Origin of the sequence: Schaalia sp. ORNL0103, from assembly GCF_019429565.1 — a bacterium.
GTDB lineage: Bacteria > Actinomycetota > Actinomycetes > Actinomycetales > Actinomycetaceae > Pauljensenia.
In genome coordinates this window covers 1,327,164-1,350,219 of sequence record NZ_JAHXSA010000001.1, presented here as the reverse complement: position 1 = coordinate 1,350,219, position 23,056 = coordinate 1,327,164, and the positions used below count along the sequence as shown (strand labels likewise).

Here is a 23,056-nt window from a genome sequence, read left to right as displayed (position 1 = left end):
GGGTATGACAGATCAGCCGGAGGAAGAGAACAGCACCCGCGACGATATTCGGCAGCGCATGACCGACGGCGATCGTGCTCAGTGGGATGCGATCCAGGAATGGAAGGCCGCTCAGGTCAACCCTCATAGTCCTCGAGTCATCACTCAGCGCATCCGTTCGTACGTGCTCACCCCTTTGAAAAAAGTGGTTGGCCTCGCGCGCAAAATCCCCGGTGTGGCTGCGATTGCGGGCTGGATCTCATCGGCTGTTTTGGGGCTTGTCGAGAAGGCGACATCAGCCGCCGAATCATCGGTCCGACGCGAACGAATTGTGAAGGCGTATCGCAGGGCCGGCAACGACGTGGAGTGTCTCGAGGACATCCGAAACCTGAACCTGACAGAGATCCAATTGGTCAGGCCCCACCTGAAGGTGGGATATGCCGTCGTTACCGCGACGGAAGGAGCGGTGAGCAGCATATTCGCGACGGGAGGGGCGGTTGCGGCTCTCCTTGGCCTGGGCATCGCTTCGGCACCCGGTATCGGCGTGATCATGGGGGCAATCGGCCTCGATATCGCGACGTTCTTGGCCTCCTCTGCGCGCCTCGTGTCGCACACGGCTGCGTACTACGGGTATGACACGAAGGATCCAGCGGAAAAGCTGTTCTCCGCGATGGTTTTATCCCAGGCGATCGCCCCGCGTAGCACGGTTGATGACCATGCCGTCGAGAAGGAGACCTCGATGCGCATGTTTAACAAGGTGGTGCGCAAGATGACCAAGCGCGGATCGATGGGGAGCGTCGGAAACAACGCGCTGACCGCATCCGTGAACTCCTTGTTCGCGGCCCTCGGAGCGCGCCTCGTCGGCATGAAGATGGCGCAGATCCTGCCGATTATCGGCATTGTCGTGGGTATGGTCCTCAACGCGTCCCTCATGCGGAACATCGGCATGACGGCGGACAATCTCTACCGAGAGCGCCTCCTGTTGGAGCGCTACGGGCAGGAGGAATCAGACGCGGAGGCTGAGGCTCCGTCCGACGGGACGGATGATCTGGACGATCTCGACGAGGAGCTCGCGCGCTACGTCGAGCTTGCTGAGGCCGAGAGTCGCCTGTAGGCGCACCCCGGCGCTCGCTTAGCTGCGCGAGTTCCAGTTCTGCCAGTCGTTCCAGTCATCCTCGTCCTGCGCGTCGACCGAAATCATCGGCGCGTGCGAGGACTCAATCGGCTCGTCGATCTCGGGTTCGGGCGAGACGGCGGCCTCGTTGCGCTTCTTGCGGCGCTTGCCCCAGCCCCAGAGCCTGCGGCGCTTCTTGTCGCCTTCCTGCTCGCGCGGGGCTTCCTTCTTCTGCGAGATCTCCGCGTTCCAGTCCTCTTGGAAGGGGGCCGGAGCTGTCGGCGTCTGGAGGGGGGCGGGCATCTGCGGGGACGCGGGTGCCTGCGGCTGCTCGACGACCGAAGGCATGGCGGGCGCACTCTGCTCGAACGGAGCCGGCGTCATCGGGGGCGCGGACACCTGAGGGGCGGGCTCGGGCTGTTGTGCCGGCGTGGCCGGTTCGGGCGTCCCCCAGTCCGCGGGCCTTACTCGACGGACACGACGAATCTGTGCGGTCGGCATCTCCGCGTCATCAATAAACGACGTGGACGAGGCCGGGGCGGGTTCCACGACGGGCTCGGGCTCGGCGATCGGTTCGGGCTCGACTACTGCGACGGGTTCCGGTTCGATGATCGGCTCGGGCTCGACCACAGCGACCGGCTTGGGTTCCAGGATCGGCTCGGGCTCGACCACAGCGACCGGCTCGGGTTCGGCAATCGCTTCGGGCTCGACGACGGGTTCCGGTTCGACGACCGGTTCGGGCTTGACTACTGCGACGGGTTCCGCGACCGGCTCGGGCTCGACCACAGCGACCGGCTCGGGCTCGACCACAGCGACCGGCTCGGGCTCGACCACAGCGATCGGCTCGGGCTCGACGACGGGTTCCGGTTCAACGATCGGCTCGGGCTCGACTACTGCGACGGGTTCCGGTTCGACGACCGGCTCGGGCTCGACCACAGCGACCGGCTCGGGCTCGACGACCGGTTCGGGTTCCGCGACCGGCTCGGGCTCGACCACAGCGACCGGCTCGGGTTCCAGGATCGGCTCGGGTTCGGCGATCGGTTCGGGTTCGGGTTCCGCGACCGGCTCGGGTTCGGCGATTGCTTCGGGCTCGACGACGGGTTCCGGTTCGACGATCGGCTCGGGCTCGACTACTGCGACGGGTTCCGGTTCGACGATCGGCTCGGGCTCGACCACAGCGACCGGCTCGGGTTCGACGACCGGTTCGGGTTCCGCGACCGGCTCGGGCTCGACCACAGCGACCGCCTCGGGTTTGGCAATCGCCTCGGGCTCGACGACCGGTTCGGGCATTGGAATAGCAGCCTGGCGCACCTTCGGGATCAGCATCGTCTCGGAAGCGTCGATGGCGCTCGTGGGAGGCGGCGGCACGGGCGGAACGGGAGGCATGGGCACGGGAATCGGCACCTGCTGTGCCGCAGGTGCTTCTTCGGGGGCCGGAATGGGCTGAGGAACATGCGCGTCGCGGACCGCCTGACGCTGTGAACGTCTGCTCGGGAACGCCGGCTGAACGTCGGCCGCTGGCTGAGCCTCCGCGGCCTGGCGCGAACGACGACGAAGCGAGGATTCAGAGGTGGACTCCGTGTGAGTCTCTTGCCGTGGTGCCGTTGCTGCGGCCTGCGGCGCCGGCACGACGGGCGGCTGGGACGCTTGCGTGGGTGTCGGAGTGGTGGTCGGGGCCGGTGCGACGGTAGGAGCCTGCGGGGAAGCAGGGGGTGCGACCGGGGCCACGCTGCGCTGAGAAACGTCAGTCATCGGGGCCTGGAGGGGGCCGCTGGCCATGTCGGCGGTAGGCATCGGCTGACCGGTCATCGGCTGGGCAGGGCGCTCAGGGAAGACTGCGGGCCTGTGGTCCTTGCGCGAGCGTCGCCTCTTGGGAGCCTCCGGGGTCGCAGCTGCAGGAGCAGCGGCGGGCTTCGGGCGCGACTTGTGCTCCCACGTGAAACCGGTGTCACGCGGTGTCGGCTGCGGAGGATTCATCGAGGCCGAAGGATGCTCGGTGGGAGCCGGAGCAGGAGCGGACGTAGGGGTGGGCGCAATCGGTGTCGCAGGAGCGTAGTGCTCCACGCCCTTGCTCCCACGATCAGGAGAGGGACCGCGTACATGAGAAGCCGGGGCTGTAGCCTGCGTTCCGGATGTGGCTTTCTTGCCGCGCTTGGCGCGCACAACGTAGACGACAACCACGATGCCGATGACAAGAAGGACGAGGCCAACGATGAGACCGATGAGAAGAGCGATCGGAGGATCGGAGGACTCGGGTGCGGCGGCAGCGCCCGCCGTCGGCGCTGCGCTCGGGCTCGCCGAGGCCGAGGCAGGCATCGGGGTCACGCCCCACGGATCCTTCAGTGCATTCGTCGTCGCCGCGGCACTGGGGTCTCCGCCAGGGGTGAGAGAGCCCTTCACGGTGATCATTTGGGGCACGGTGTCGGTCCACGAGGTGACGGAGAACGTGCGGCCCTCGTATGTCGCCGCAGATGTCGAAGCGCCCGCGGTGGAGGACTGCACCTCTCCCTCGACGCTCAGGGACAGAGACTTCAGCGTCAGGTCCGGGTGGAACAACTTTCGAGACTCGGTGAGTGTGCGCTCGGCGTGAGCGGTCATGACGAACTCGCCTGAGTCCTCGATAGAGAACTCAGATTCATTCTGAGCGTTCGTGTACATGAGTTGCATGTGGCACACGGTCGCGTCGTCGCGCGTCACGAACTCAACGTGCTGGTCCGACGACTTGCCGGCGTATGGCTGGCACGCCGACTCGCTCATCGTCCGCGACGGGTCGATGATCGTCAGCGTGTCGACGAGCTGGCCGTCCTTGGTCAGAACGAATGTCTCTGACAGCGTCGGCCCGTCGGCGGCATAGGCCCCCGACGGTAGCGTCGACACGATGAGCAGTGCCCCGAGCGTGGCGCACAGGGCGCGAAAGAGTCGCATGCAGTCCTCCTGATATGAACCACTCGATTATCGTCCGTTCGTGGATACAAAGCAACGAGGGGGAGTGTGCGTGAGAATACCTGACCGATCGTCAAGTGAAAGACCGCTGAGTGACAAAGAAAAATACACCTCGTTGACAAGGCCAGATCGGCGTCTATCCCGTAGGATGACAGGTGTCTACCTGCAGTTAGGTTTTCGATAGTAAATTGCTCATATGTCCATGTCGATGAAGGGGTAGCTCGTGAAGTGTCGACCTGCTACGCGCGATGATATTCCTGAAATGACGCGCATTATCACCGAGGGATTCCTCGACTATCCGCTGCACATCATGCTCAAGCCCTACCTCTACCGGCCGGACCGTTACCCGCAATGCCTGGCCGCGATCAATCGTATGCTCGCGTCCTCCTATCAATGGGTGCGTCACGCGCTTGTCGTGGAGTGTGAGGGGCGTGTTGTCGCAACGGCGCTCATGCACGATCGCAAGGTTGGTGTGGTGCGTAGCTTCGTCAGCGGAGGCTATGAGCTCTTCCGCTATGCTTCCCCGCGCCTCGTGGCTGATTTCCTTGACGCGACCGAGCGATCTGATCAGATCGCCATCGATAATGGCGATTTCGACTGGTATCTCGAGGTTCTCTCCGTTGATGCGAGCATGCGAGGCCGTGGTGTGGGGCGCTGGCTGGTCTCCAAGGTCCTGCCGGATTATGTGGCTAAGCGTGGTGGGCGTGCATACGGATTCGTGACCTCGACGGAAAAGAATGCGCGTTTCTATCTCAATGGCGGTTGTGAACTTCTCGACCGCGTCGACGTTCATATGCGTGAGGAGACCTGTCCTATCTGGGCTTTCCAGAGGCGTGCAGAGCTTCTCTAGCGCAGGTGCGCTGAGGCGTTTTGTGCCGATTCTCAACCCTGTGCGGCGATAGAAGGGTGCTTGTGTCTTTGTGCAGGTCGCAGCGCGTGATGCACGTCCCGCACTTCCGCTTGACTTCAAGGACTTGAGGTCTTTTAGGGTGAAGCTATGGTAGGGACAGGCTCCGGGCGCACGTACTCCATCAAGGAGGTAGCGGCGCTTGTTGGGCTGCCCGCGTCCACCCTGCGTTACTACGAGGATGTGAGCGTCATTCCTGCCATCGCGCGTGACCCTTCGAGCGGTCACCGCATCTATCAGGAAGACGACCTTGAGCTGTTGACGTGGGTGTCGTGCCTGTCGGCGTCCGGCATGTCGATTGCTGATATGCGTGAGTACGTTCGCTCGGGCCTTGGTGGCGAGCGTGATATTTCCGAGTTCATCACCTTGCTGGAGCAGCAGGATGAGCGCTTGCGGGAAGAGGCGCAGATTCTTGAGCTGCGTCGTGAGTTCTTGCGGACGAAAGTTTCCTACTGGCGTGCGGTCAGGGGTGGGGACGCCCAGGAAGCCGAGCGTTTGGATGCTGCAGCACGCGCTCTCGCTGAGCGTCTGAAAGCCTGGTCGTAGCACCTTCATAGTCCTAGTGGGGCGGGTTCATGCCTGCTCCGAATCCTGCCCCGCTAGGGGGCACGGGGCCGCGCATTCGACTCGGGTGCGCGGCCCTTCATCATGGCCGTTGTGGATTCCAGTAGGGGACTGAGCGCCGCAGGTGTGCCATCTCCTGCTCGACGAGCGGCGCCAGCTTGTCCCAAGGCAGGGAGTCCTCCCCGTGCCATGCCGCTTCCGCGACGACGAGGAGCCTGGGGAGGAGATGATAGAAGAGGATGTCCGGGGTGGTGACGGTTGAGGACCACGCCACGGCCTCAACTCCTTTCAGCCGCTCCCCGCGCAACGCGTGGGTGAGGTTGTTGAAGAGAGTGTGGGCGGGCTCGAGGGGGCTGTTGGTTCGCCCAGGGTGGCTGAGGGTGAGAATGTCGGCGTCCGCCAGTACCCACGGAGCTCCAGAAGATTCGGCGGCCCGACGTCCAGCGTTCCCGGGACGGTTGGCAAGGAGAGTGGTTCCCGGTGGGGGTGTTGGATAGGCCTTCGTGAGGCCGTCCCAGGCGGCCGCGCGTCTGCCGTGAAAGTGGAGAGTGCGCAGCGCTCGGTCGATAAAGAGCCGCTCGATCGCTGCGCCGGAGGTGAGTCCTGCGCGTATGAGGGAGGAATCGGATTCCCATGGTGTCCAGTCGGTCGTTGCTCCCCCGATGTGGATGGTTGGTGAGGGGAAGAGGGAGCAGGCGTGATGAAACGCAGCTTCGACGAAGTTGAGAGAGGCGGCGCTGGGCCAGAGCGTTTGGTTGACCCCGTGGGGTGCCTCGTTGACGAGGGCGGGGTTTCCTAGGTGAGGATAGGCGCGGATCGCGGCTCCGGCGCGGGAGGGGATGGAAATTTCCGGAACGATACGGATGTCGCGCGCCGCTGCAAAGTTGACGAGGTGGCGTATGTTGGCGTCCGAGTAGAAACCTTGGGTCGAGTGTGCGGGAGTGAGCCGCCATGAGCCTTTTCGGCCGGGAGCGCACTCGGGGTCGTACCAGTCGCTGGGTTGACGCGGGATGTTTCCGCCGATCGCGGTCAGCATGGGGTATCCGGGCACACGCATACGCCACCCGGTGTTGTCGGTGAGGTGCCAGTGCAAGACGTTGAAGTGGTAGCGGGCCATGACGGTCAGGAGTAATTCCATGGTGGGGACCGGCCAGAATGTGCGCGCCGAATCGACGAGGAGACCGCGCCATGAGCAAGCGGGTGGTCTGGTTGTGTCGTGGGGAAGGCGGGGGTGAGTGGTCGCCATGGCGGCTCCTTGGGCTTGGCTACAAAAAGTGTAACAAGCATCACTAATGGTGTGGAGCGTTTTCGTTCGTCAATCTGCGGAATTGGTGGAAGGTTGCGATTATCTCTCGACTGTCAGGTTTGTTGAACGGGTCTACAATGGTCGTGCTGATGTGAACCCAGTCATACTCAAGGAGGAGTGCTTCATGCTGTCGACCGACACCGTTTCCCTCAGTCCAAATCCCCTCGTTGCTGACCTCGGAAAGCCGGCGAAGGATTTTACGAAAGCTGACATCATCGGCTATATCGAGGACAACGGCATCAGGATGCTCAACCTGCGCTACATCGGAGGCGACGGTCGCCTGAAGACACTGAACTTCGCGATCCAGTCCAAGGCGCATTTGGATCGTGTGCTGACGCTGGGGGAACGCGTTGATGGCTCGTCGCTCTTCACTTTCGTCGAGGCGACCTCCTCCGACCTGTACGTCGTGCCCCGCCTGGCCACGTCCTTCCTCAACCCCTTCTCGCACATTCCGACCCTGGATATCCTGTGCGGCTTCTACGACGTCGACGGTAAGCCCCTGGCCTCGGCACCGCAGGAGATTCTGCGCAAGGCCCAGCGCGCCCTGAAGGAAGAGACGGGTTGCGAACTGCAGGCCCTCGGCGAACTCGAGTACTACCTCTTCTCAGACGAGGAGGACCTGTTCCCCGTCGAACCGCAGCGCGGCTACCACGAATCGGGGCCCTTCTCGAAGTGGGAGAGCGTGCGCACGGAGACCCTCTTGCACCTGGTGTCCATGGGATGCTCGGTCAAGTACGCCCACTCGGAGGTCGGTAACTTCGTGTCCGACGGTCGTCAGATGGTCCAGCAGGAGATCGAATTCCTGCCCGTGGACGCCCTGGATGCCGCCGACCAGATGGTGCTCGCGAAGTGGGTGCTGCGCGAGGTTGCCCACTCGTACGGCATTCACGTCTCTTTCTCGCCGAAGATCGCGGTTGGTCAGGCCGGTTCGGGAATGCACTTCCACACCCGCCTCGTCAAGGATGGTGTCAACCAGTTCTCGACCGGATCGGGCCTGACGGAGACGGCCCTGAAGGTCATCGGCGGTTACCTGTCGCATGCCGCTTCCCTGACCGCCTTCGGCAATACGGTCCCCACCTCCTTCCTGCGCCTCGTGCCGCACCAGGAGGCCCCCACGGCGATTTGCTGGGGCGACCGTAACCGCTCCGTCCTCGTGCGCGTGCCCCTGGGATGGCAGAACATCGATGACTCGATGTTCCGTGACGCGAACCCCGCCGAGCCTCCCATCGACGAGCTGCCGAACGACTCCCAAACGGTCGAGCTACGCAGCCCCGACGGTTCCGCGGCCGTCCACCTGCTGCTGGCCGGTATCGCTGTTGCGGCACGTATCGGCCTGACCGAACCGGGCATGGCCGACTACGCGCGCGAGCGCAAGGTCGACGGCGACGCCTCGCAGACCCCCGACCTCGATCAGCTGCCCGGATCCTGCTTCGAGGCCGCCGGTAGGCTCCTCACCCAGCGCGAGGACTACGAGGCGAAGGGCGTGTTCCCCGCGGGCCTCATTGATTCGTGGGCGTCTCACCTGGTTGCGCTCGGGGACGTGCACCTGCGCGACGACCTGGCCGACTCGCGTATTTCGGTGGAAGACCTCGTCGAACGCTACTTCCACATCGGCTGACGATACGTGCCCCGGCCTCGTGAAGAGGCCGGGGCACGTCGTTGTTACAGACGAATGAGGTCACTCGGGAGGAGCGAAACGCTCCTCGTCCGAGGGGGTCTCGGAACCCTTCGAGGCGGCTGTGCTGCGCGCGTAGGGGAGTGCGGAGGTCTTCCGCGCACCTGCCTGAGCGCGGCGCGCATTCTTCAGCGAGGCATCGCGATCGAACTGAGCGTCTGCTGCTCGCCGCTGCGACGCGGCGCGGCCACGCACGAGCGCTCCGATGACCACCAGAGCCAACACCGACCCAGTCACTGCGAGGACGGGCAGCAGAGAACGCCCGACCGAGCTCCCGCCTCGCTGCTCAGAGGAAGGCGCCGAGGTAGCGCTCGAAGCCGGGGACGTTGATGGCGTTGGCGCGGAGGCCCCCGGCGCAACCGAGCCCGACGCACTCACGTTGTCCGTCACGCCGTGCCACACGACCGTGCTCGCGTCGTTCTTCGTGGACGACGAAGGAACCGAAATCTCCCCGCCGTCAGAGGCCTCAACGACGACTGAATCGTGAGCAATGAGGGTCACCGACTCGATCGAGGCCGATGCCTCGGGCGAGGAAAAGCCCTCCAGCAGTCGGGCCGACGTCGACTCGAAGTGGAAGACCCCGCCGTCGTCAACCGAGACGACCTCGGCGCCCGCGTCCTCGAGATCCCAAGTGAAACGGCATCCCATGACCCCATTGACATCGACCAGCAGCGAGGAAGTCGCCTGCGCGGCCGTGCCCATCGACTGGCACTGCTCACCGATCAAAGCGTGATCCGTCGACAGGGTCACCTCATGGGTCGCGCTCACTCCCGGCGTCATCTCGTACACCTCGGCGAGGCGAATCTGCGTCGGCTCGTCCGCATACGCCGCAGCACCACCCGCCGTCAGGGCGAGAGCCCCAGCGGTACCGAGCAGTGCTCGCGCGAGCCTCATTCGGCCTCGTCCTCAGCACGCAGCCGCGGCACAGACGTCTTCTCGGGGCGAATACCCACCTTGTCGGCGTAAAACGCGCGGATGACCTCCATGTCGGCGCGCACGTCGCCCGTCAGCTGGTACGTCGGGCCCCAGCCGAACGTGCGGGTGTTGCGGTCGATGAAGCCCAGCTGGATCGGCACGCCTGCCTCCATCGCGATGCGGTAGAAGCCGGACTTCCAGAAATCGCGCGGCGATCGCGTGCCCTTCGGCGTGATGCACAGCGTGAAGGTGTCTGCCTCGCGGATGCGCTGGGCAACCTGCTCGACCAGGCCATGCGCGGCGCTGCGCTCGACGGCGACCGCACCAATCTTTTTCACGAACCAGCCGAGCACCGGGGCCTTGACGACAGAATCCTTCACGAGGAACGAGAAGGTGCGCCCGGACTTCCACATGGAAATCGCCATGAAGATGCCGTCCCAATTCGAGGTGTGCGGGGCGCCGATGACGATGACCTTGTCCGGCAGGGGCTGCGTGGACAGCTTCCAGCGGGAAACGGACAGGTACGCGGACGCGATCGCGGAAGTGAGAGCCATGAGGGCCTTTCTGGTCGTAGCTGGAGCCAATCCTACTCGCGGGTTGGTCAGTCCAGCGTTTCCACGGCAAGGGTCTGCGTCATGATGTGGGGGTGCCCCGGCCACAGCGTTAGCGCCCGCTCGCGCACCGCCGCGGTTTCCACGCACACGAATTTCTGCCACTCGCCCTCACCGATGTCGCTCATCGTGGCCGCGCCCTGCGACCAGGGGTTCCAGACGATCGTCGAGCCTGAACCGTTCTTGTCCACGATGATGCGTCGGCCCAGCTTCGGGTCGACGACCTGGACCTGCTGGGTGGACGTGTAGACGCGGTCCGTTGGGCCGATAAAAGTCACGTCGCCGGTCTGGGTGGCGTAGCGCTCGCGGACCTTGTCGTAGTAGCGCTCCCCGTCCAGGCCTTCTACCGTCACGTCCTTGACGTCGCCGACGTGCAGGTAGGTGTGCAGTGCGGCCTCGATAGCGAAGGGGTGGTCGTCCTCGTTGGTGAGGGTCAGGGTCAGGTTCAGCTCAGCCCCGGCGGTGATGTCCAGACGCGCGCAGAAGGAATGCGGATAGAGGGCAGAGGTCTCGCCCGTGTGATGCAGTTCGAAGGAGAACGAGGCCGGCGCGTCGTTCGCGGGCTGGGTGCTTCCCAGCAGCGTCCAGGGGCTCGTGCGGGCGAAACCGTGGGCGCCCGCTCCCTGGCCGGGCCTCGTCGGGGAATCGGTGGGGCTGCCGAACCAGGGCAGGCAAAGGGGGATGCCCCCGCGGATCGCCTTCGTACCGTCGAGCACCGCGCGGGAGGACAACCACAGGACGTCCGGGTGGCCCGTGGGACGCCACGACAGCAGGTGAGCGCCGAAGGGGGTGACAAGGGCCGAGGCCGTGGAAACTTCCGCGCTGAGTGTGGCGATGTCAGTCATACAAGCCAGTTAACGCCATTGCTTGTGAACGAGCAAATAGACCGGCCGATGGGCCCTCAGATCTCCGCCAGGTGTCCGCGACGTGGTGGAATTCGCAACATGGGGATCGCGTTGGCCCTTGTTCAGCCGATATTCTTGGAGACGTATGTGCGTGAAATCGGTTCGAACCGGTCGTGTCTGCGGCGTCTTCGCCCCCTCACACGCATAAATCTGTATCCACATTTGAGGAGTCCACATATGTCCACGCGTCCCGACCTGCGAAATGTCGCCATCGTCGCGCACGTCGATCATGGCAAGACCACGCTGGTTGACGCAATGCTCTGGCAGTCCGGAGCGTTCTCCGAGCGCGACACGGTCGAAAAGACCGGCGAGCGCGTCATGGACTCCGGCGATCTCGAGCGCGAGAAGGGCATCACCATTCTCGCCAAGAACACCGCCGTCCACTACACCGGCCCCGCCGCTCAGGCCCTGGGCCTCGAGGATGGCGTCATCATCAACGTTATCGACACCCCCGGCCACGCGGACTTCGGCGGCGAGGTTGAGCGAGGCCTGTCGATGGTCGACGGTGTCGTCCTCATGGTCGACGCCTCCGAGGGCCCGCTCCCGCAGACCCGCTTCGTGCTGCGCAAGGCCCTCCAGGCCCACCTGCCCGTTATCGTCGTCGTCAACAAGGTCGACCGCCCCGACTCGCGTATCGAGGAGGTCGTCTCCGAGACGACCGACCTGCTCCTGTCGCTGGGCGAGGACCTCATGAACGAAGGCATCGACATCGATGTGGACTCCCTCATGGACGTCCCCGTCGTCTACGCCTCCGCTAAGGCCGGCAAGTGCTCGCTGGAAAACCCCGGTGACGGCCAGCTGCCCACCGAGAACCTCGAGCCCCTGTTCGAGACCATCCTGAACCGTATCCCGGGCCCCACCTACGACGAGGACATGCCGCTGCAGGCCCACGTTACCAACCTGGATGCCTCGCCCTTCCTGGGCCGTCTCGCCCTGCTGCGCATCCACAACGGCACCCTGAAGAAGGGCGCTGACGTGGGCCTGGCGCGCCACGACGGCACCATCCAGCGCGTCCACATTTCCGAGCTGCTGGCCACGGAGGGCCTCGAGCGCGTGTCCACCGACTCGGCCGCCCCCGGCGATATCGTCGCCGTCGCCGGCATCGAAGACATCATGATCGGCGAGTCCCTCGTCGACCTCGAGGACCCGCGTCCCCTCCCGCTCATCACCGTGGACGACCCGGCCATCTCCATGACCATCGGTATCAACACCTCGCCCATGGCCGGCCGCGTCAAGGGTGCCAAGGTCACGGCCCGCCAGGTTAAGGACCGCCTCGACCGCGAGCTCATTGGCAACGTGTCCCTGAAGGTTCTGCCCACCGAGCGCCCCGACGCTTGGGAGGTCCAGGGCCGTGGCGAGCTCGCTCTGGCGATCCTGGTGGAACAGATGCGCCGTGAGGGCTTCGAGCTCACCGTCGGCAAGCCGCAGGTCGTCACCAAGGAGATCGACGGCGTCCTCAGTGAGCCCATGGAACGCATGACGATCGACATCCCCGAGGAGTACCTGGGTGCCGTCACGCAGCTCATGGCCGCCCGCAAGGGCCGCATGGAGACGATGGCGAACCACGGTTCGGGCTGGATCCGCCTCGAGTTCGTGGTCCCCGCCCGAGGCCTCATCGGCTTCCGCACGCGCTTCCTCACCGAAACGCGCGGTACCGGCATCGCCTCGTCCATCTCCGAGGGCTACGCCCCCTGGCAGGGCTCTATCGAGCAGCGCCTCACCGGCTCCCTCGTCGCTGACCGTGCTGGCCAGGCCACCCCGTACGCGATGACGAACCTGCAGGAGCGCGGCTCCTTCATCGTCGAGCCGTCTTCCGAGGTCTACGAGGGCCAGGTCGTGGGTGAAAACCCGCGCGGTGAGGACATGGATGTGAACATCTGCCGCGAGAAGAAGCAGACGAACACGCGTAGCGCGACCGCCGACGTGTACGAGTCGCTGACTCCCTCGCGCAAGCTGACCCTCGAGGAGTCTCTCGAGTTCGCGGCTAACGACGAGTGCGTCGAGGTGACGCCCGAGGCCGTGCGCGTGCGCAAGGTCGTCCTGGACGCCCAGGAGCGCTTCAAGATCGCCGCTCGCGAGCGCCGCGCCAACCGCTGAACAGCGCCTGCTTCCCCCGCTCGCTAGATGACGGGCGGGGGAGGTACACGCTTGCCCGTCACCATCGTGCGGGCATCCACGCGAACCGGCCCACGCCTCGTCGCAACCGTGACGTGCGTGGGGGCCACCTCGAGCGCCTCTCCCAGGGCGTCGTGCAGTCCGTCTGCCAGACGGTAGCGGATGACGATCCTCTCGCCGACCGCGAAGCTCATCCACGGCAGCTGGGGAATTGCGCCAGGCGCGCGTGTGGAAATTTCCTCGCGCGCCCCTTCGGTCTCGGTGTGCTGAATCGGCGTATTCTCGCCGCTCGCAGCGCTGTCGGGGACGCGGGGTGACTCGGGGCTACTCATACGTGAATAATAGAATCAACGAGTCTTTAGAACTGACCAGGAGGAACGTCTCATGACCTACGTCATCGCGCAGCCCTGCGTGGACGTCAAGGATCGCGCATGCGTGGACGAGTGCCCCGTCGACTGCATCTACGAAGGCGCCCGCTCGCTCTACATCCACCCCGAGGAGTGTGTGGACTGCGGTGCGTGTGAGCCCGTGTGCCCGACCGAGGCCATCTTCTACGAGGACGACCTGCCCTCCGAGTGGTCCGACTACCTGCGCGCCAACGTCGACTTCTTCAACGACCTGGGCAGCCCCGGCGGCGCCCAGAAGACCGGCGTCCAGGACTTCGACGATCCGATGATCGCCGCGCTGCCGCCTCAGAATGAGGAATGGAAGGCCGAAAACCTCTGACAGTCGATAGGGTAGGGGTATGACAACGATCCTTCCCCGCCCTCTTGATCTGCCTGAATTCCCCTGGGATCAGCTGGCGCCCGCCAAGGCGCGCGCCACTGAACATCCCGGGGGAATGTGCGATTTGAGCGTCGGAACCCCGGTCGATGACACCCCCGCGTTCATCCGCGAGGCTCTCGCCGAGGCATCCAACGCGCACGGCTACCCGACGGTGATCGGCACCGCTGAGGTGCGCGATGCGATCCTGGCCTGGGGTGCGCGCCGGGGCATGGTCAACGTCGGACACGGCGGCGTGATCCCCACGATCGGCTCGAAGGAGGCCGTCGCCTGGATCCCCGCCCTGCTGGGCGTGCGCCCCGGCGACACGGTCCTCGTGCCCGAGGTCGCCTACCCGACCTACGACATCGGTGCCCGGCTGGCCGGTGCCACCCCCGTCGCCGTGGACCCGACGAAGCCCGACGCCTGGCCCGAGGCCACCCTCGTCTACCTGAACTCGCCGGGCAACCCCGACGGGCACGTCATGAGCAAGGACGAGCTGCGCGCCGTCGTCGCCTGGGCGCGCGCCCACGGCGCCGTCGTTGTCTCCGACGAGTGCTACGCGGCCCTGCCCTGGTCGGAGCCCTACGTCAGCGAGGGAGTGCCCTCCCTGCTCGATACGGACGTGTGTGACGGCGATGCGAGCGGACTCCTCGTCCTGTACTCGCTGTCCAAGCAGTCGAATCTCGCGGGCTACCGCGGCGCCCTCATCTACGGCGATCCTGCGCTGGTCGCCCCTATCGTCAGCGTGCGCAAGCACTCTGGACTCATGGTACCCGCCCCCGTCCAGCACGCGATGGCGGTCGCTCTGCACGACACCGAGCACGTGGAGCGCCAGCGCAGCGTCTACGCCGTGCGTCGTGCACTCCTCCTCGAGGCGCTGACTGACGCCGGCCTCGACATCGACCCCGACACGGCGGCCGGCCTGTACCTGTGGGTCTCGGACCCCGCGAACCCGAGCGACTCGTGGGCCCTCGTGAACCGCCTGGCCGACCTCGGCATCCTCGTGGCCCCCGGCGACTTCTACGGCACGGCAGCCCACGGGCGCGTCCGCGTGGCTCTGACCGCCACCGACGAGCGTATTCAGGCCGCCGCGAGCCGAATCCGCGAGGCCTGGACGGACCGCTGAGGCATCCGCCAATCAACGAGGCCGGGGCCACCTACGCGCACTGCGCGTGGGCGGCCCCGGCCTCGTTCGTAGAGAAAACTCAGTTCGACGCGTGCAGCGCGTCGTTGAGCTCGATGCCCACGACTCCCGCGCGGGCGATGGCCTCGATACGGCCCGTCTGGGAGTTGCGGCGGAACAGGATGTTCGACGCGCCCGACAGCTCGCGCGCGGCAATCGTGCGCGGCTCGGCTTCGCCGGAAGAATCGATGAGCGTTACCTTCGCGCCGGCGGTCACGTACAGGCCCGCCTCGACCACGCAGTCGTCGCCGAGCGCGATTCCCAGGCCCGAGTTTGCGCCCAGCAGGCACCGCTCGCCCAGGCGCACGCGCTGCTTGCCACCGCCCGAGAGGGTGCCCATCGTGGAGGCGCCGCCGCCCACGTCCGAACCGTCGCCGATGACGACGCCCTGAGAGACGCGGCCCTCGACCATCGAGCGGCCCAGCGTACCCGCGTTGAAGTTGACGAAGCCGGCGTGCATGACGGTCGTACCCTCGGAGAGGTAGGCGCCCAGGCGCACGCGCGTGCCGTCGGCGATACGAACGCCGGAGGGCAGCACGTAGTTGACCATCGGCGGGAACTTGTCGACGCCCTGCACGGTGACGGGGTGGCCGTCGCGAGCGCGCAGGCGCAGGCGGGTGGCCTCGAAGTCGGCAACGGCGCACGGGCCGGCATCTGTCCACACGACGTTGGGCAGCACGGCGAAGATGCCGTCCAGGTTGATCGTGTTGGGCTGAACCAGGCGGTGGGAGAGCAGGTGCAGACGCAGGTAGGCGTCCTCCGTCGAAGCGGGGGCTTCCTGCAGGTCAATCGTGGTGGTCACGACGACGGTGCGCACGCGGCGCGCGTCGTCGACGCGCTCCAGCACGGACAGTGAGGTCGCCAGCTCCTCGTCGGTCCCGGGCTCGCCCAGGTGCGGGGCCGGGTACCACGTGTCGAGCGTTGTTCCGTCCAGAGTGATGGTTGCGAGGCCGATGCCCCATGCGGTGCTGTTGTCCATGCCTCTACAGTAAGGGGCGACGGGCGGGTGATTGGCGCTGAAACTCAGGGGCGCGGCGCATCCCACAGGTCCGGCCAGAACACCCCGAGCTCGATGGCCATGGAGCGCAGCAGCGGCAAAGAGATGCCGACGACCGAGTGATAATCGCCAGTCACACCCTCGATGAAGGGGCCGCCCAGTCCGTCTACCGTGAAGGACCCCGCGACGTGCAGAGGCTCTCCGGTAGCGACGTACGCGTCGATCTCGGCATCCGAGATGTCCCCGAAGTGGACCTGGGTCGAGGCAGAGCGGGTGACGGTCGCGGTAATCGTGCGTTCGTGCCTCTGGTCGTCATCCGACGAGGCCGGGGTGAGGATCGCGGCCGAGTGGCCCGTCCACAGGGTGGCGCTCGTGCGGCGCATGGCGCGGATGCGCTCGCGGGCTACGTCGGGGGTGTGGGGCTTGCCGAGCATCTGGCCGTCGATCTCGAGCATGGAGTCGCAGCCAACCACGAGGACGGCCTCGCCCTCGGGCAGTTCGGTGTTGGTGTTGGGTGTACTCAGGGCTTTGCAGACGTCGGCGCACTTGGCTGCGGCGAGCGCCGCGACTTCGTCCGCCGGGGTGGTCGTTCCGCCTGAGAATGCGCGCCCGCCGGGCAGCGCAGCGAGGACGGCGTCCTCATCAACGGTGGACACCTGGACGATCGGTGTGATGCCCGCCGCAATGAGTGTTGCGCGGCGGGCCGGGGATGCAGAGGCGAGAACAAGGCGCATAGGGACATTGTGGACCATCGCGCGAGAAGCGTGGAGACAAACTGCAATTTATTGCAAGATGGCGGGTTTTCGCAGGTAAACGTGCAAAACCCTGGTGAAAAACTCATCAGACTACTACAATTGTCTACGTACGAGGTCACAATCTCGATGTGACTTTGAAAAGTGATCTGATATACCGTTACCCGCTGATGTGGTGTTGAGTCAGCCCAAAGAGGAGGGATTTGCGATGGATGAGCACGCGGCTTCGTCCCCTGCAACTCCTGATGACCTGACCGCAACAAGCTACGTTCCTCAGCTTCTCGGTGGTCATCTGACGTATTCGGCCCGCGATATCGCGGAGATGACGAAAACACCTATCGAACGCGTCTTCCGTTTCTGGATTGCCCTCGGCTTCCAGGCTCCCACCGCAGACGACAAGGTTTTCTCTCAGCGCGACCTGGAAGTTTTCAGTCGCTGGCACGACCTCGTTGAATCTGGTGGCATTGACACGGCAACCTCACGCTCTCTCCTGCGCGCCAACGCTCACCTGGCTGATCGCCTTGCCCTGTGGCAGTTCGAGGCGCTGGTCGAGGATTCAATGCGTCGTCTGATGCTGGATGACACGACGGCCCGCATGTACGTGCTGGACCATATGCGCGAGTACATTGACGTCTTCCAGGAGATGTTCACATACGCCTGGCGGCGTCAGCTCGAGGCAGCCCTGTCCCGTTTTGATCGCGAGGTATCCCAGCGTGGGCACGAGGAGCGGCATAACCGCTTCCCGCTCAACCGCTGCCTCGGCTTCGTTGACATGGTGTCCTACACGTCGTCTTCGACGATCCTCGGTGATGCCCTCGTCGGTCTTATCGAGCGCTTCGAGGAGGAGAGTCGTAACGCCGTCATCGAGGAGGGCGGTCGCGTTGTCAAGATGATCGGTGACGCCGTCCTCTACATCGCCGATGATCTGCCGACCGGTCTGCGCGTGGCCACGGCCCTCATCGAGCGACTGAACGCCGACGATGAAATGCTGCCCGTGCGTGCGTCTTTCGTGCGCGGTGATGTGTTCTCGCGGTCGGGTGATGTCTTCGGGCCCACGGTGAACCTCGCGTCTCGCCTCGTGGACATCGCGCCGGTTGGTAAAATCCTCACCGATCCAACCACGGCTGCCGCCATCGCTGCCGGTGAGGTTGGTGACGGGTACGAGCTTGAAGAGTTCCCGACCGCGGACTTGCGCGGTTTCGGTCCTGTCTCGCCGTACCTGCTCTCAAGCGTTGTTAAATAACGTTCATCTCGCAGTGTGAACGAGCGCCTGACCAGCCCGCATAACGGGTCAAGAAAGGTGCAAGTTTTGGTTCAGAATTGCTAAGATGCAAGCGTGACTACAGTTCTCCTCGTTGAAGACGATCCGGCCATCTCTGAGCCCCTCGCCCGTGCGCTGGGCAGGGAGGGCTACGACGTGCGCGCACACGCGACAGGCGCTGAAGCCCTCGCGGATGTTCGCGGCGTTGATCTGGTCGTCCTGGACCTCGGCCTGCCCGACATGGACGGCCTGGATGTCGCCCGCGAGATCCGTTCCTCCGGTAACCGAGTTCCGATTCTGATTCTTACTGCGCGCACGGACGAGGTCGACATGGTCGTCGGCCTGGATGCGGGCGCTGACGACTACGTGACGAAGCCTTTCCGCCTCGCGGAGCTTCTCGCTCGCGTGCGGGCGCTCCTGCGCCGCCAGGCCGCAGAGCCTGCTGAGGGCGAGCTGCGCGCCCAGGACATCCGCATGGATGTTGCTGCGCACCGCGCGTTCGTCGGTGACGTCGAGCTGAGCCTGACTGCCAAGGAATTCGACCTGCTGCGCGTGCTCCTGCGCGAGGCCGGTTCCGTCGTCGCGCGCGATACCCTCATGCGCGAGGTGTGGGGCTCGGACCCGACCGGCTCCACGAAGACCCTCGACATGCACGTGTCGTGGCTGCGCCGCAAGCTCGGCGACGACGCGACCGACCCGCACTACATCACGACAGTGCGAGGCATGGGCTTCCGCTTCGAGAACGCGCGCTGAGCGCGTCGCTGAGACAGGCCCGCCATGCGCGCCCGCGCGGTGAGGATGATCGTCTCCATCGTCGCCGTCGTGTGCGTGCTGATGGGGCTCCCAGGCGCGTTTTTCGCATCGGTGTCCATCTGGTCGTCCGAACAGCGCAACCTTGATGTTCAGGCGCAGCTGATCCTCCAAAACATCGAGCGTAGGCGTGCCGTGGGGGAGGGGAATGACCCCGCAACCCTGGCCTCGCTCGTGGCGGATCAGGCGAACAGCCGCGGGGACGAACTCGGCTACCGTATTAAGGTTCCCGAGGCTAACCTCGTCACCAACAGCAAGGCGTTCCCAGGGCGGACCATGACCGCCCTGGCCTCGTCTCCGAGCGGCGTTTCCGTGCAGCTCACAGCGTCGGCATCGAATGCTCTGAACCGCATCGCGTGGACGTGCGCGCTGTTCGGCGGGGGCATGGTTGCTTCCATGGTGATCGGCTGGGCGCTCGCGCGTTCCCTGTCGCGTGAGCTGTCGGCCCCGCTCATCTACCTGGCCGCCCAGGCTGAGCAGATCGGCTCGGGCGGCGTGCGCGCCCGCGTGGAGAAGTCCGGCATCGAAGAGATCGACCTGGTCTCAGAAGAACTTGCGCGCACCGGCGAACGCATGGCGGGCCGACTCGCAGCCGAGCGACAGGCTGCCGCTGACGCCTCCCACCAGCTGCGCACGCCGCTGACTGCCCTGTCCATGCGCCTGGAGGAAATCGAACTCATCTCCACAGAGGATGAGGTGCGCGCCGAAGCCCGTACCTGCCTCGAACAGGTGGAGCGCATGACCAACGTGGTCACGGAGCTTCTCGACGTTTCTAAGCGCCAGACCAGCCAGACCGAGGCCATTCACATTCTCGAGGTCTTCAACACGGCCCGCGAGGAGTGGGAGGACCAGTTTGAGGCGGCCGGACGCCCCCTCGTTTTCCTCGACGAGGCCGAGCGTCCGATCCTGGCCGACGCTGGAAAGCTCGGGCAGGTCCTGGCGACCCTCATCGAAAACTCTCTGCGCTACGGCGACGGGACCACGCGCGTGTGGGCGCACGCGGGCACCTCCAAGCGCGGCGTCGTCATTGAGGTCAGCGATGAAGGCGAGGGCATCGACGAGTCCCTGGCCCCCGACATCTTCCAAAAGGGCGTCTCCGGGCATGGTTCCACGGGCATTGGCCTGGCCCTGGCCCACGACCTCGCCCAGGCGATGGGCGGGCGCCTCGAGCTGAAGACGAACAAACCACCGGTGTTTACCGTCTCGGTTGCCGCGATTCCCGCGTCCCTCGACCCTGATCGCGTGATGCCCGAAGGCCCCCTCATGTCCATGGGACGCCGCTCGCGGCGCTTCTAAGAGCGGAGTAGATTGAAAGGCGTGGAATACGAGATGCTGACCCCTCCCACCGTTGCCGTCATCGGCGGCGGACAGCTCGCACGCATGATGCAGGAGAGCGCGGTCGCGCTCGGTATCAATCTTCGGGCCCTCGTCGAGGCCTCGGACGGCTCAACCGGTCAGGTGACCGTCGACAAAGCGGTGGGTGAGCCCGCCGACCTGGACGCGGTCCGTGCGCTGATCGACGGCGCGGACGTCCTCACGTTCGAGCACGAGCACATCCCGGCCCCCACGATGGAGGAGGCTGCCCGCCTCGTCTCCGTTCAGCCCCCGGCCAGCGCCCTCCTGTACGCGCAGGACAAGCTGGCCATGCGCGAGCGCCTCACCGAGATGGGCATCCCCTGCCCCGCGTGGGCCCGCGTCGAGGACGAGGCCCAGCTGGCAGAATTCGGCGCCACGATCGGATGGCCCCTCATCGTCAAGACCCCGCGCGGCGGATACGACGGGCATGGCGTGGCAGTCGCCCACAGCCCCGCGGACGTGTCCTCCTGGTGGGGCAACGGCCCTCTGCTGGCCGAGGCCCTGGTTCCCTTCACGGGCGAGGTGGCGGCCCTCCTCGCGCGCACCCCCTCGGGTGAGATCGCCTCGTGGCCCGTCGCCTCCACCGTGCAGGTGGACGGCGTATGCGCCGAGGTCGTGGCCCCCGCGGTTGGTATCCGGCCCGAGACGGCCGCCGAGGCCCGCCGCATCGGCGAACGCATCGCCGCCGAGCTGGGGGTCACCGGCGTCCTCGCCGTGGAAATGTTCGTCGTCGGAGAGGGCGCGGACGAACGCGTCCTCGTCAATGAGCTCGCCATGCGCCCCCACAACACGGGACACTGGACCATCGACGGGGCCGTCACGAGCCAATTCGAGCAGCACCTGCGTGCCGTCCTCGACCTGCCGCTGGGGTCCACCGACCTGCGCGCCCCGGGGACGCACGCTGTCATGGTCAACCTGCTGGGCTCCTCCCACACCCAGCCCGCGCGCGCCCTCGCGGCAGCCTTCGCAGCCGGGGGAGCGGGAGCGAAGGTACACCTCTACGGCAAGGAGGTGCGTCCCGGACGCAAGCTCGGCCACGTCACCGTCGTCGACGCAGATCCCGCCCTCGCTCTTGAACGAGCACGGGCAGCCGTCAACGCCCTGAAGGGCGAGACCCCCGCCAACTAACCCTCCCACCCGTCCGCGGCCGAGGGATCAGGTGCCCCGGCCTCGTCCTCTCTTGAAAGGACCGCCCATGACCACCGAGCTCGACATCCAGCTGACCGCCACCGGCGACAACCCGCTCGTCGGCGTCGTCATGGGCTCCGACTCCGATTGGCCCACGATGGAAGCGGCCGTCGGCGCCCTCGCCGAATTCGGCATCGCCTGCGAGGTTGGCGTCGTCTCCGCCCACCGTATGCCCGAGGACATGGTGGCCTACGGCCGATCCGCCTCGGAGCGCGGCCTGCGCGTCATCATCGCCGGCGCCGGGGGAGCAGCCCACCTGCCCGGCATGCTCGCCGCGCTCACCGAACTGCCCGTCATCGGCGTGCCCGTCCCCCTCAAGCACCTCGACGGTGTCGACTCCCTGCACTCCATCGTCCAGATGCCCGCGGGTGTGCCCGTTGCGACCGTGTCCATCGCAGGCGCGCGCAACGCGGGTCTGCTCGCCGCCCGAATCCTCGGAGCTGGTGAAGGGGAACGTGCCGAATCCCTGCGCGCCTCAATGCGCGACTTCCAGAAGGACCTACGTGACGTGGCCAGCGCAAAGGGAGCAGCCCTCGCCCAGCGCGTCTCGCAGGCTCGCTGAGGCCGCACAACACAAGCCCCGCGCGGGTAGCAGCGAGGGGGCGACGCGTCGTATCCTGAACCCATGAGCATTCTCGTTTGTGGCGGCGCCGGCTACATCGGCGCACACGTTGTCCGCCTTCTGCGTCAGCGCGGGGATCGCGTCGTCGTCGTCGACGACCTGTCCACCTCCAACGCGGCCAGGATCGGGGACACGCCCCTGGTTCGCCTCGATGTCGCTACCGATGAAGCCCGTTCCGTTCTCTCCAACCTCATGGTGGACGAGGATGTCACGGCCGTCATCCACTTCTCCGCACGCAAGCAGGTCGGGGAGTCCGTCGCACGCCCCGCCTGGTACTACCAGCAGAACATCGGTGGCATGGCCAACGTGCTGGCCGCCATGGAGGACGCGGGCGTCGATCAGATGATCTTCTCCTCCTCGGCCGCCGTCTATGGCATCCCCACCGCCGAAGTCGTCACCGAGGACATGGCCGGACACCCCATCAACCCCTACGGCGAAACCAAGCTGATCGGCGAGTGGATGATGGCCGACTGCGAGCGCGCCTGGGACCTGAAGTGGATCGGCCTGCGCTACTTCAACGTCGCGGGCGCCGGCTGGCCCGACCTGGCCGACCCGGCGATCATGAACCTGATCCCCATGGTCCTCGACCGCATCGAGCGCGGCGAGAGCGCCAAGATCTTCGGCACCGACTACGACACCCCGGACGGCACCTGCGTGCGCGACTACATTCACGTCCTGGACCTGGCCGAGGCCCACATCGCCGCCCTTGATGTGCTCGCCGAGGGCCGCCAGCCCGACCACCACACCTACAACGTGGGCACCGGCCTGGGTACCTCCGTGCGCGAGATCATCGACGGCCTGCGCCGCGTCATTGGCTGGGACTTCCCGGTCGAGGAGCTGGACCGCCGCGCGGGTGACCCGCCCAAGCTGATCGGCGACCCGCTGTCCATCGGCGTGGACCTGGGCTGGAAGGCCAACAACGGCCTCGACGAGATCCTCACCTCCGCCTGGGAGGGCTGGCAGGCGGGTCCGCGCCCGATCACCGTCCCCGGCTCCTGAGCGCCCTCGTAGAACGCAAAGAACCCCGGCCTCGTTCCTTCAGAAGGAAACGAGGCCGGAGCTCTTCGTATGGTCGGTCGCGCGAGGTT

21 protein-coding genes are annotated in these 23,056 nt (G+C 65.7%); 13 read left to right on the top strand and 8 right to left on the bottom strand.

Going from position 1 to position 23,056, the window contains the following annotated elements; all coding sequences use genetic code 11:
• Nucleotides 1–4 precede the first annotated feature (4 nt).
• Nucleotides 5–1,093 carry an EcsC family protein gene (locus JJJ16_RS05895; protein ID WP_219751733.1) on the top strand — a complete coding sequence of 363 codons (1,089 nt, stop codon included), beginning with the start codon at nt 5–7 and terminating at the stop codon, nt 1,091–1,093.
• 18 nt (nt 1,094–1,111) lie between these two features.
• On the opposite strand, the gene JJJ16_RS05890 is transcribed toward JJJ16_RS05895, so the two are convergent.
• Nucleotides 1,112–4,018, bottom strand: coding sequence for a hypothetical protein (locus tag JJJ16_RS05890; protein WP_225905008.1), 2,907 nt, complete (start codon nt 4,016–4,018; stop codon nt 1,112–1,114).
• Between the two features lie 280 nt (nt 4,019–4,298).
• Between JJJ16_RS05890 and JJJ16_RS05885 the strand changes: the two genes are divergently transcribed.
• Nucleotides 4,299–4,886 (top strand): GNAT family N-acetyltransferase, encoded by a 588-nt coding sequence (locus JJJ16_RS05885; RefSeq protein WP_219751732.1) that lies wholly within the window; start codon nt 4,299–4,301, stop codon nt 4,884–4,886.
• A gap of 147 nt (nt 4,887–5,033) precedes the next feature.
• A complete protein-coding gene (locus tag JJJ16_RS05880; protein ID WP_219751731.1) occupies nt 5,034–5,489 on the top strand; it encodes a MerR family transcriptional regulator in 456 nt (151 codons plus the stop codon).
• Between the two features lie 100 nt (nt 5,490–5,589).
• Here JJJ16_RS05880 and JJJ16_RS05875 read toward each other — a convergent pair whose 3' ends face one another.
• Nucleotides 5,590–6,753 carry a family 20 glycosylhydrolase gene (locus JJJ16_RS05875; protein ID WP_219751730.1) on the bottom strand — a complete coding sequence of 388 codons (1,164 nt, stop codon included), beginning with the start codon at nt 6,751–6,753 and terminating at the stop codon, nt 5,590–5,592.
• A 184-nt stretch (nt 6,754–6,937) separates the two neighbouring features.
• Between JJJ16_RS05875 and JJJ16_RS05870 the strand changes: the two genes are divergently transcribed.
• Nucleotides 6,938–8,431 carry a glutamine synthetase family protein gene (locus JJJ16_RS05870; RefSeq protein WP_219751729.1) on the top strand — a complete coding sequence of 498 codons (1,494 nt, stop codon included), beginning with the start codon at nt 6,938–6,940 and terminating at the stop codon, nt 8,429–8,431.
• 60 nt (nt 8,432–8,491) lie between these two features.
• Here the strand turns inward: JJJ16_RS05870 and JJJ16_RS05865 are convergent, their stop codons facing one another.
• The 3 genes from JJJ16_RS05865 to JJJ16_RS05855 are packed head-to-tail and all read right to left on the bottom strand — an operon-like array spanning nt 8,492 to nt 10,859.
• Nucleotides 8,492–9,382 carry a hypothetical protein gene (locus JJJ16_RS05865; protein ID WP_219751728.1) on the bottom strand — a complete coding sequence of 297 codons (891 nt, stop codon included), beginning with the start codon at nt 9,380–9,382 and terminating at the stop codon, nt 8,492–8,494.
• Complete coding sequence (locus tag JJJ16_RS05860; protein WP_219751727.1) at nt 9,379–9,957, bottom strand: 1-acyl-sn-glycerol-3-phosphate acyltransferase; 579 nt, start codon at nt 9,955–9,957, stop codon at nt 9,379–9,381. Before JJJ16_RS05860 ends, JJJ16_RS05865 begins: the two co-directional genes overlap by 4 nt.
• 47 nt (nt 9,958–10,004) lie before the next feature.
• Nucleotides 10,005–10,859, bottom strand: coding sequence for a D-hexose-6-phosphate mutarotase (locus tag JJJ16_RS05855; protein ID WP_219751726.1), 855 nt, complete (start codon nt 10,857–10,859; stop codon nt 10,005–10,007).
• Between the two features lie 237 nt (nt 10,860–11,096).
• On the opposite strand from JJJ16_RS05855, the gene typA reads away from it, so the two are divergent.
• Complete coding sequence (gene typA, locus JJJ16_RS05850; RefSeq protein WP_034465389.1) at nt 11,097–13,016, top strand: translational GTPase TypA; 1,920 nt, start codon at nt 11,097–11,099, stop codon at nt 13,014–13,016.
• 23 nt (nt 13,017–13,039) lie between these two features.
• On the opposite strand, the gene JJJ16_RS05845 is transcribed toward typA, so the two are convergent.
• Nucleotides 13,040–13,366 carry a 2-hydroxymuconic semialdehyde dehydrogenase gene (locus tag JJJ16_RS05845; RefSeq protein WP_219751725.1) on the bottom strand — a complete coding sequence of 109 codons (327 nt, stop codon included), beginning with the start codon at nt 13,364–13,366 and terminating at the stop codon, nt 13,040–13,042.
• A 52-nt stretch (nt 13,367–13,418) separates the two neighbouring features.
• On the opposite strand from JJJ16_RS05845, the gene fdxA reads away from it, so the two are divergent.
• Nucleotides 13,419–13,760 (top strand): ferredoxin, encoded by a 342-nt coding sequence (gene fdxA, locus JJJ16_RS05840; RefSeq protein WP_003790208.1) that lies wholly within the window; start codon nt 13,419–13,421, stop codon nt 13,758–13,760.
• 19 nt (nt 13,761–13,779) lie between these two features.
• On the top strand, nt 13,780–14,925 hold the full coding sequence (gene dapC / locus JJJ16_RS05835) for a succinyldiaminopimelate transaminase (RefSeq protein WP_219751724.1): 1,146 nt from the start codon (nt 13,780–13,782) through the stop codon (nt 14,923–14,925).
• Nucleotides 14,926–15,004: 79 nt separating this feature from the next.
• Here dapC and dapD read toward each other — a convergent pair whose 3' ends face one another.
• Nucleotides 15,005–15,961: a 2,3,4,5-tetrahydropyridine-2,6-dicarboxylate N-succinyltransferase gene (gene dapD / locus JJJ16_RS05830; RefSeq protein ID WP_219751723.1), complete on the bottom strand. Its 957-nt coding sequence runs from the start codon at nt 15,959–15,961 to the stop codon at nt 15,005–15,007.
• A gap of 44 nt (nt 15,962–16,005) precedes the next feature.
• On the bottom strand, nt 16,006–16,713 hold the full coding sequence (locus tag JJJ16_RS05825) for a Maf family protein (protein WP_219751722.1): 708 nt from the start codon (nt 16,711–16,713) through the stop codon (nt 16,006–16,008).
• Between the two features lie 226 nt (nt 16,714–16,939).
• Between JJJ16_RS05825 and JJJ16_RS05820 the strand changes: the two genes are divergently transcribed.
• The 6 genes from JJJ16_RS05820 to galE all read left to right on the top strand — a co-directional run bounded on the left by JJJ16_RS05820 (nt 16,940) and on the right by galE (nt 22,967).
• Nucleotides 16,940–17,974 carry an adenylate/guanylate cyclase domain-containing protein gene (locus JJJ16_RS05820; protein ID WP_219751721.1) on the top strand — a complete coding sequence of 345 codons (1,035 nt, stop codon included), beginning with the start codon at nt 16,940–16,942 and terminating at the stop codon, nt 17,972–17,974.
• A 93-nt stretch (nt 17,975–18,067) separates the two neighbouring features.
• Nucleotides 18,068–18,745: a response regulator transcription factor gene (locus JJJ16_RS05815; protein WP_003794418.1), complete on the top strand. Its 678-nt coding sequence runs from the start codon at nt 18,068–18,070 to the stop codon at nt 18,743–18,745.
• Nucleotides 18,746–18,769: 24 nt separating this feature from the next.
• On the top strand, nt 18,770–20,098 hold the full coding sequence (locus JJJ16_RS05810) for a sensor histidine kinase (RefSeq protein ID WP_219751720.1): 1,329 nt from the start codon (nt 18,770–18,772) through the stop codon (nt 20,096–20,098).
• Nucleotides 20,099–20,131: 33 nt separating this feature from the next.
• Nucleotides 20,132–21,286, top strand: coding sequence for a 5-(carboxyamino)imidazole ribonucleotide synthase (locus JJJ16_RS05805; protein ID WP_219752004.1), 1,155 nt, complete (start codon nt 20,132–20,134; stop codon nt 21,284–21,286).
• 67 nt (nt 21,287–21,353) lie between these two features.
• Nucleotides 21,354–21,908 carry a 5-(carboxyamino)imidazole ribonucleotide mutase gene (gene purE / locus JJJ16_RS05800; RefSeq protein WP_034465368.1) on the top strand — a complete coding sequence of 185 codons (555 nt, stop codon included), beginning with the start codon at nt 21,354–21,356 and terminating at the stop codon, nt 21,906–21,908.
• A gap of 63 nt (nt 21,909–21,971) precedes the next feature.
• Nucleotides 21,972–22,967: a UDP-glucose 4-epimerase GalE gene (gene galE, locus JJJ16_RS05795; protein ID WP_070836394.1), complete on the top strand. Its 996-nt coding sequence runs from the start codon at nt 21,972–21,974 to the stop codon at nt 22,965–22,967.
• The last annotated feature ends 89 nt before the right edge of the window (nt 22,968–23,056 follow it).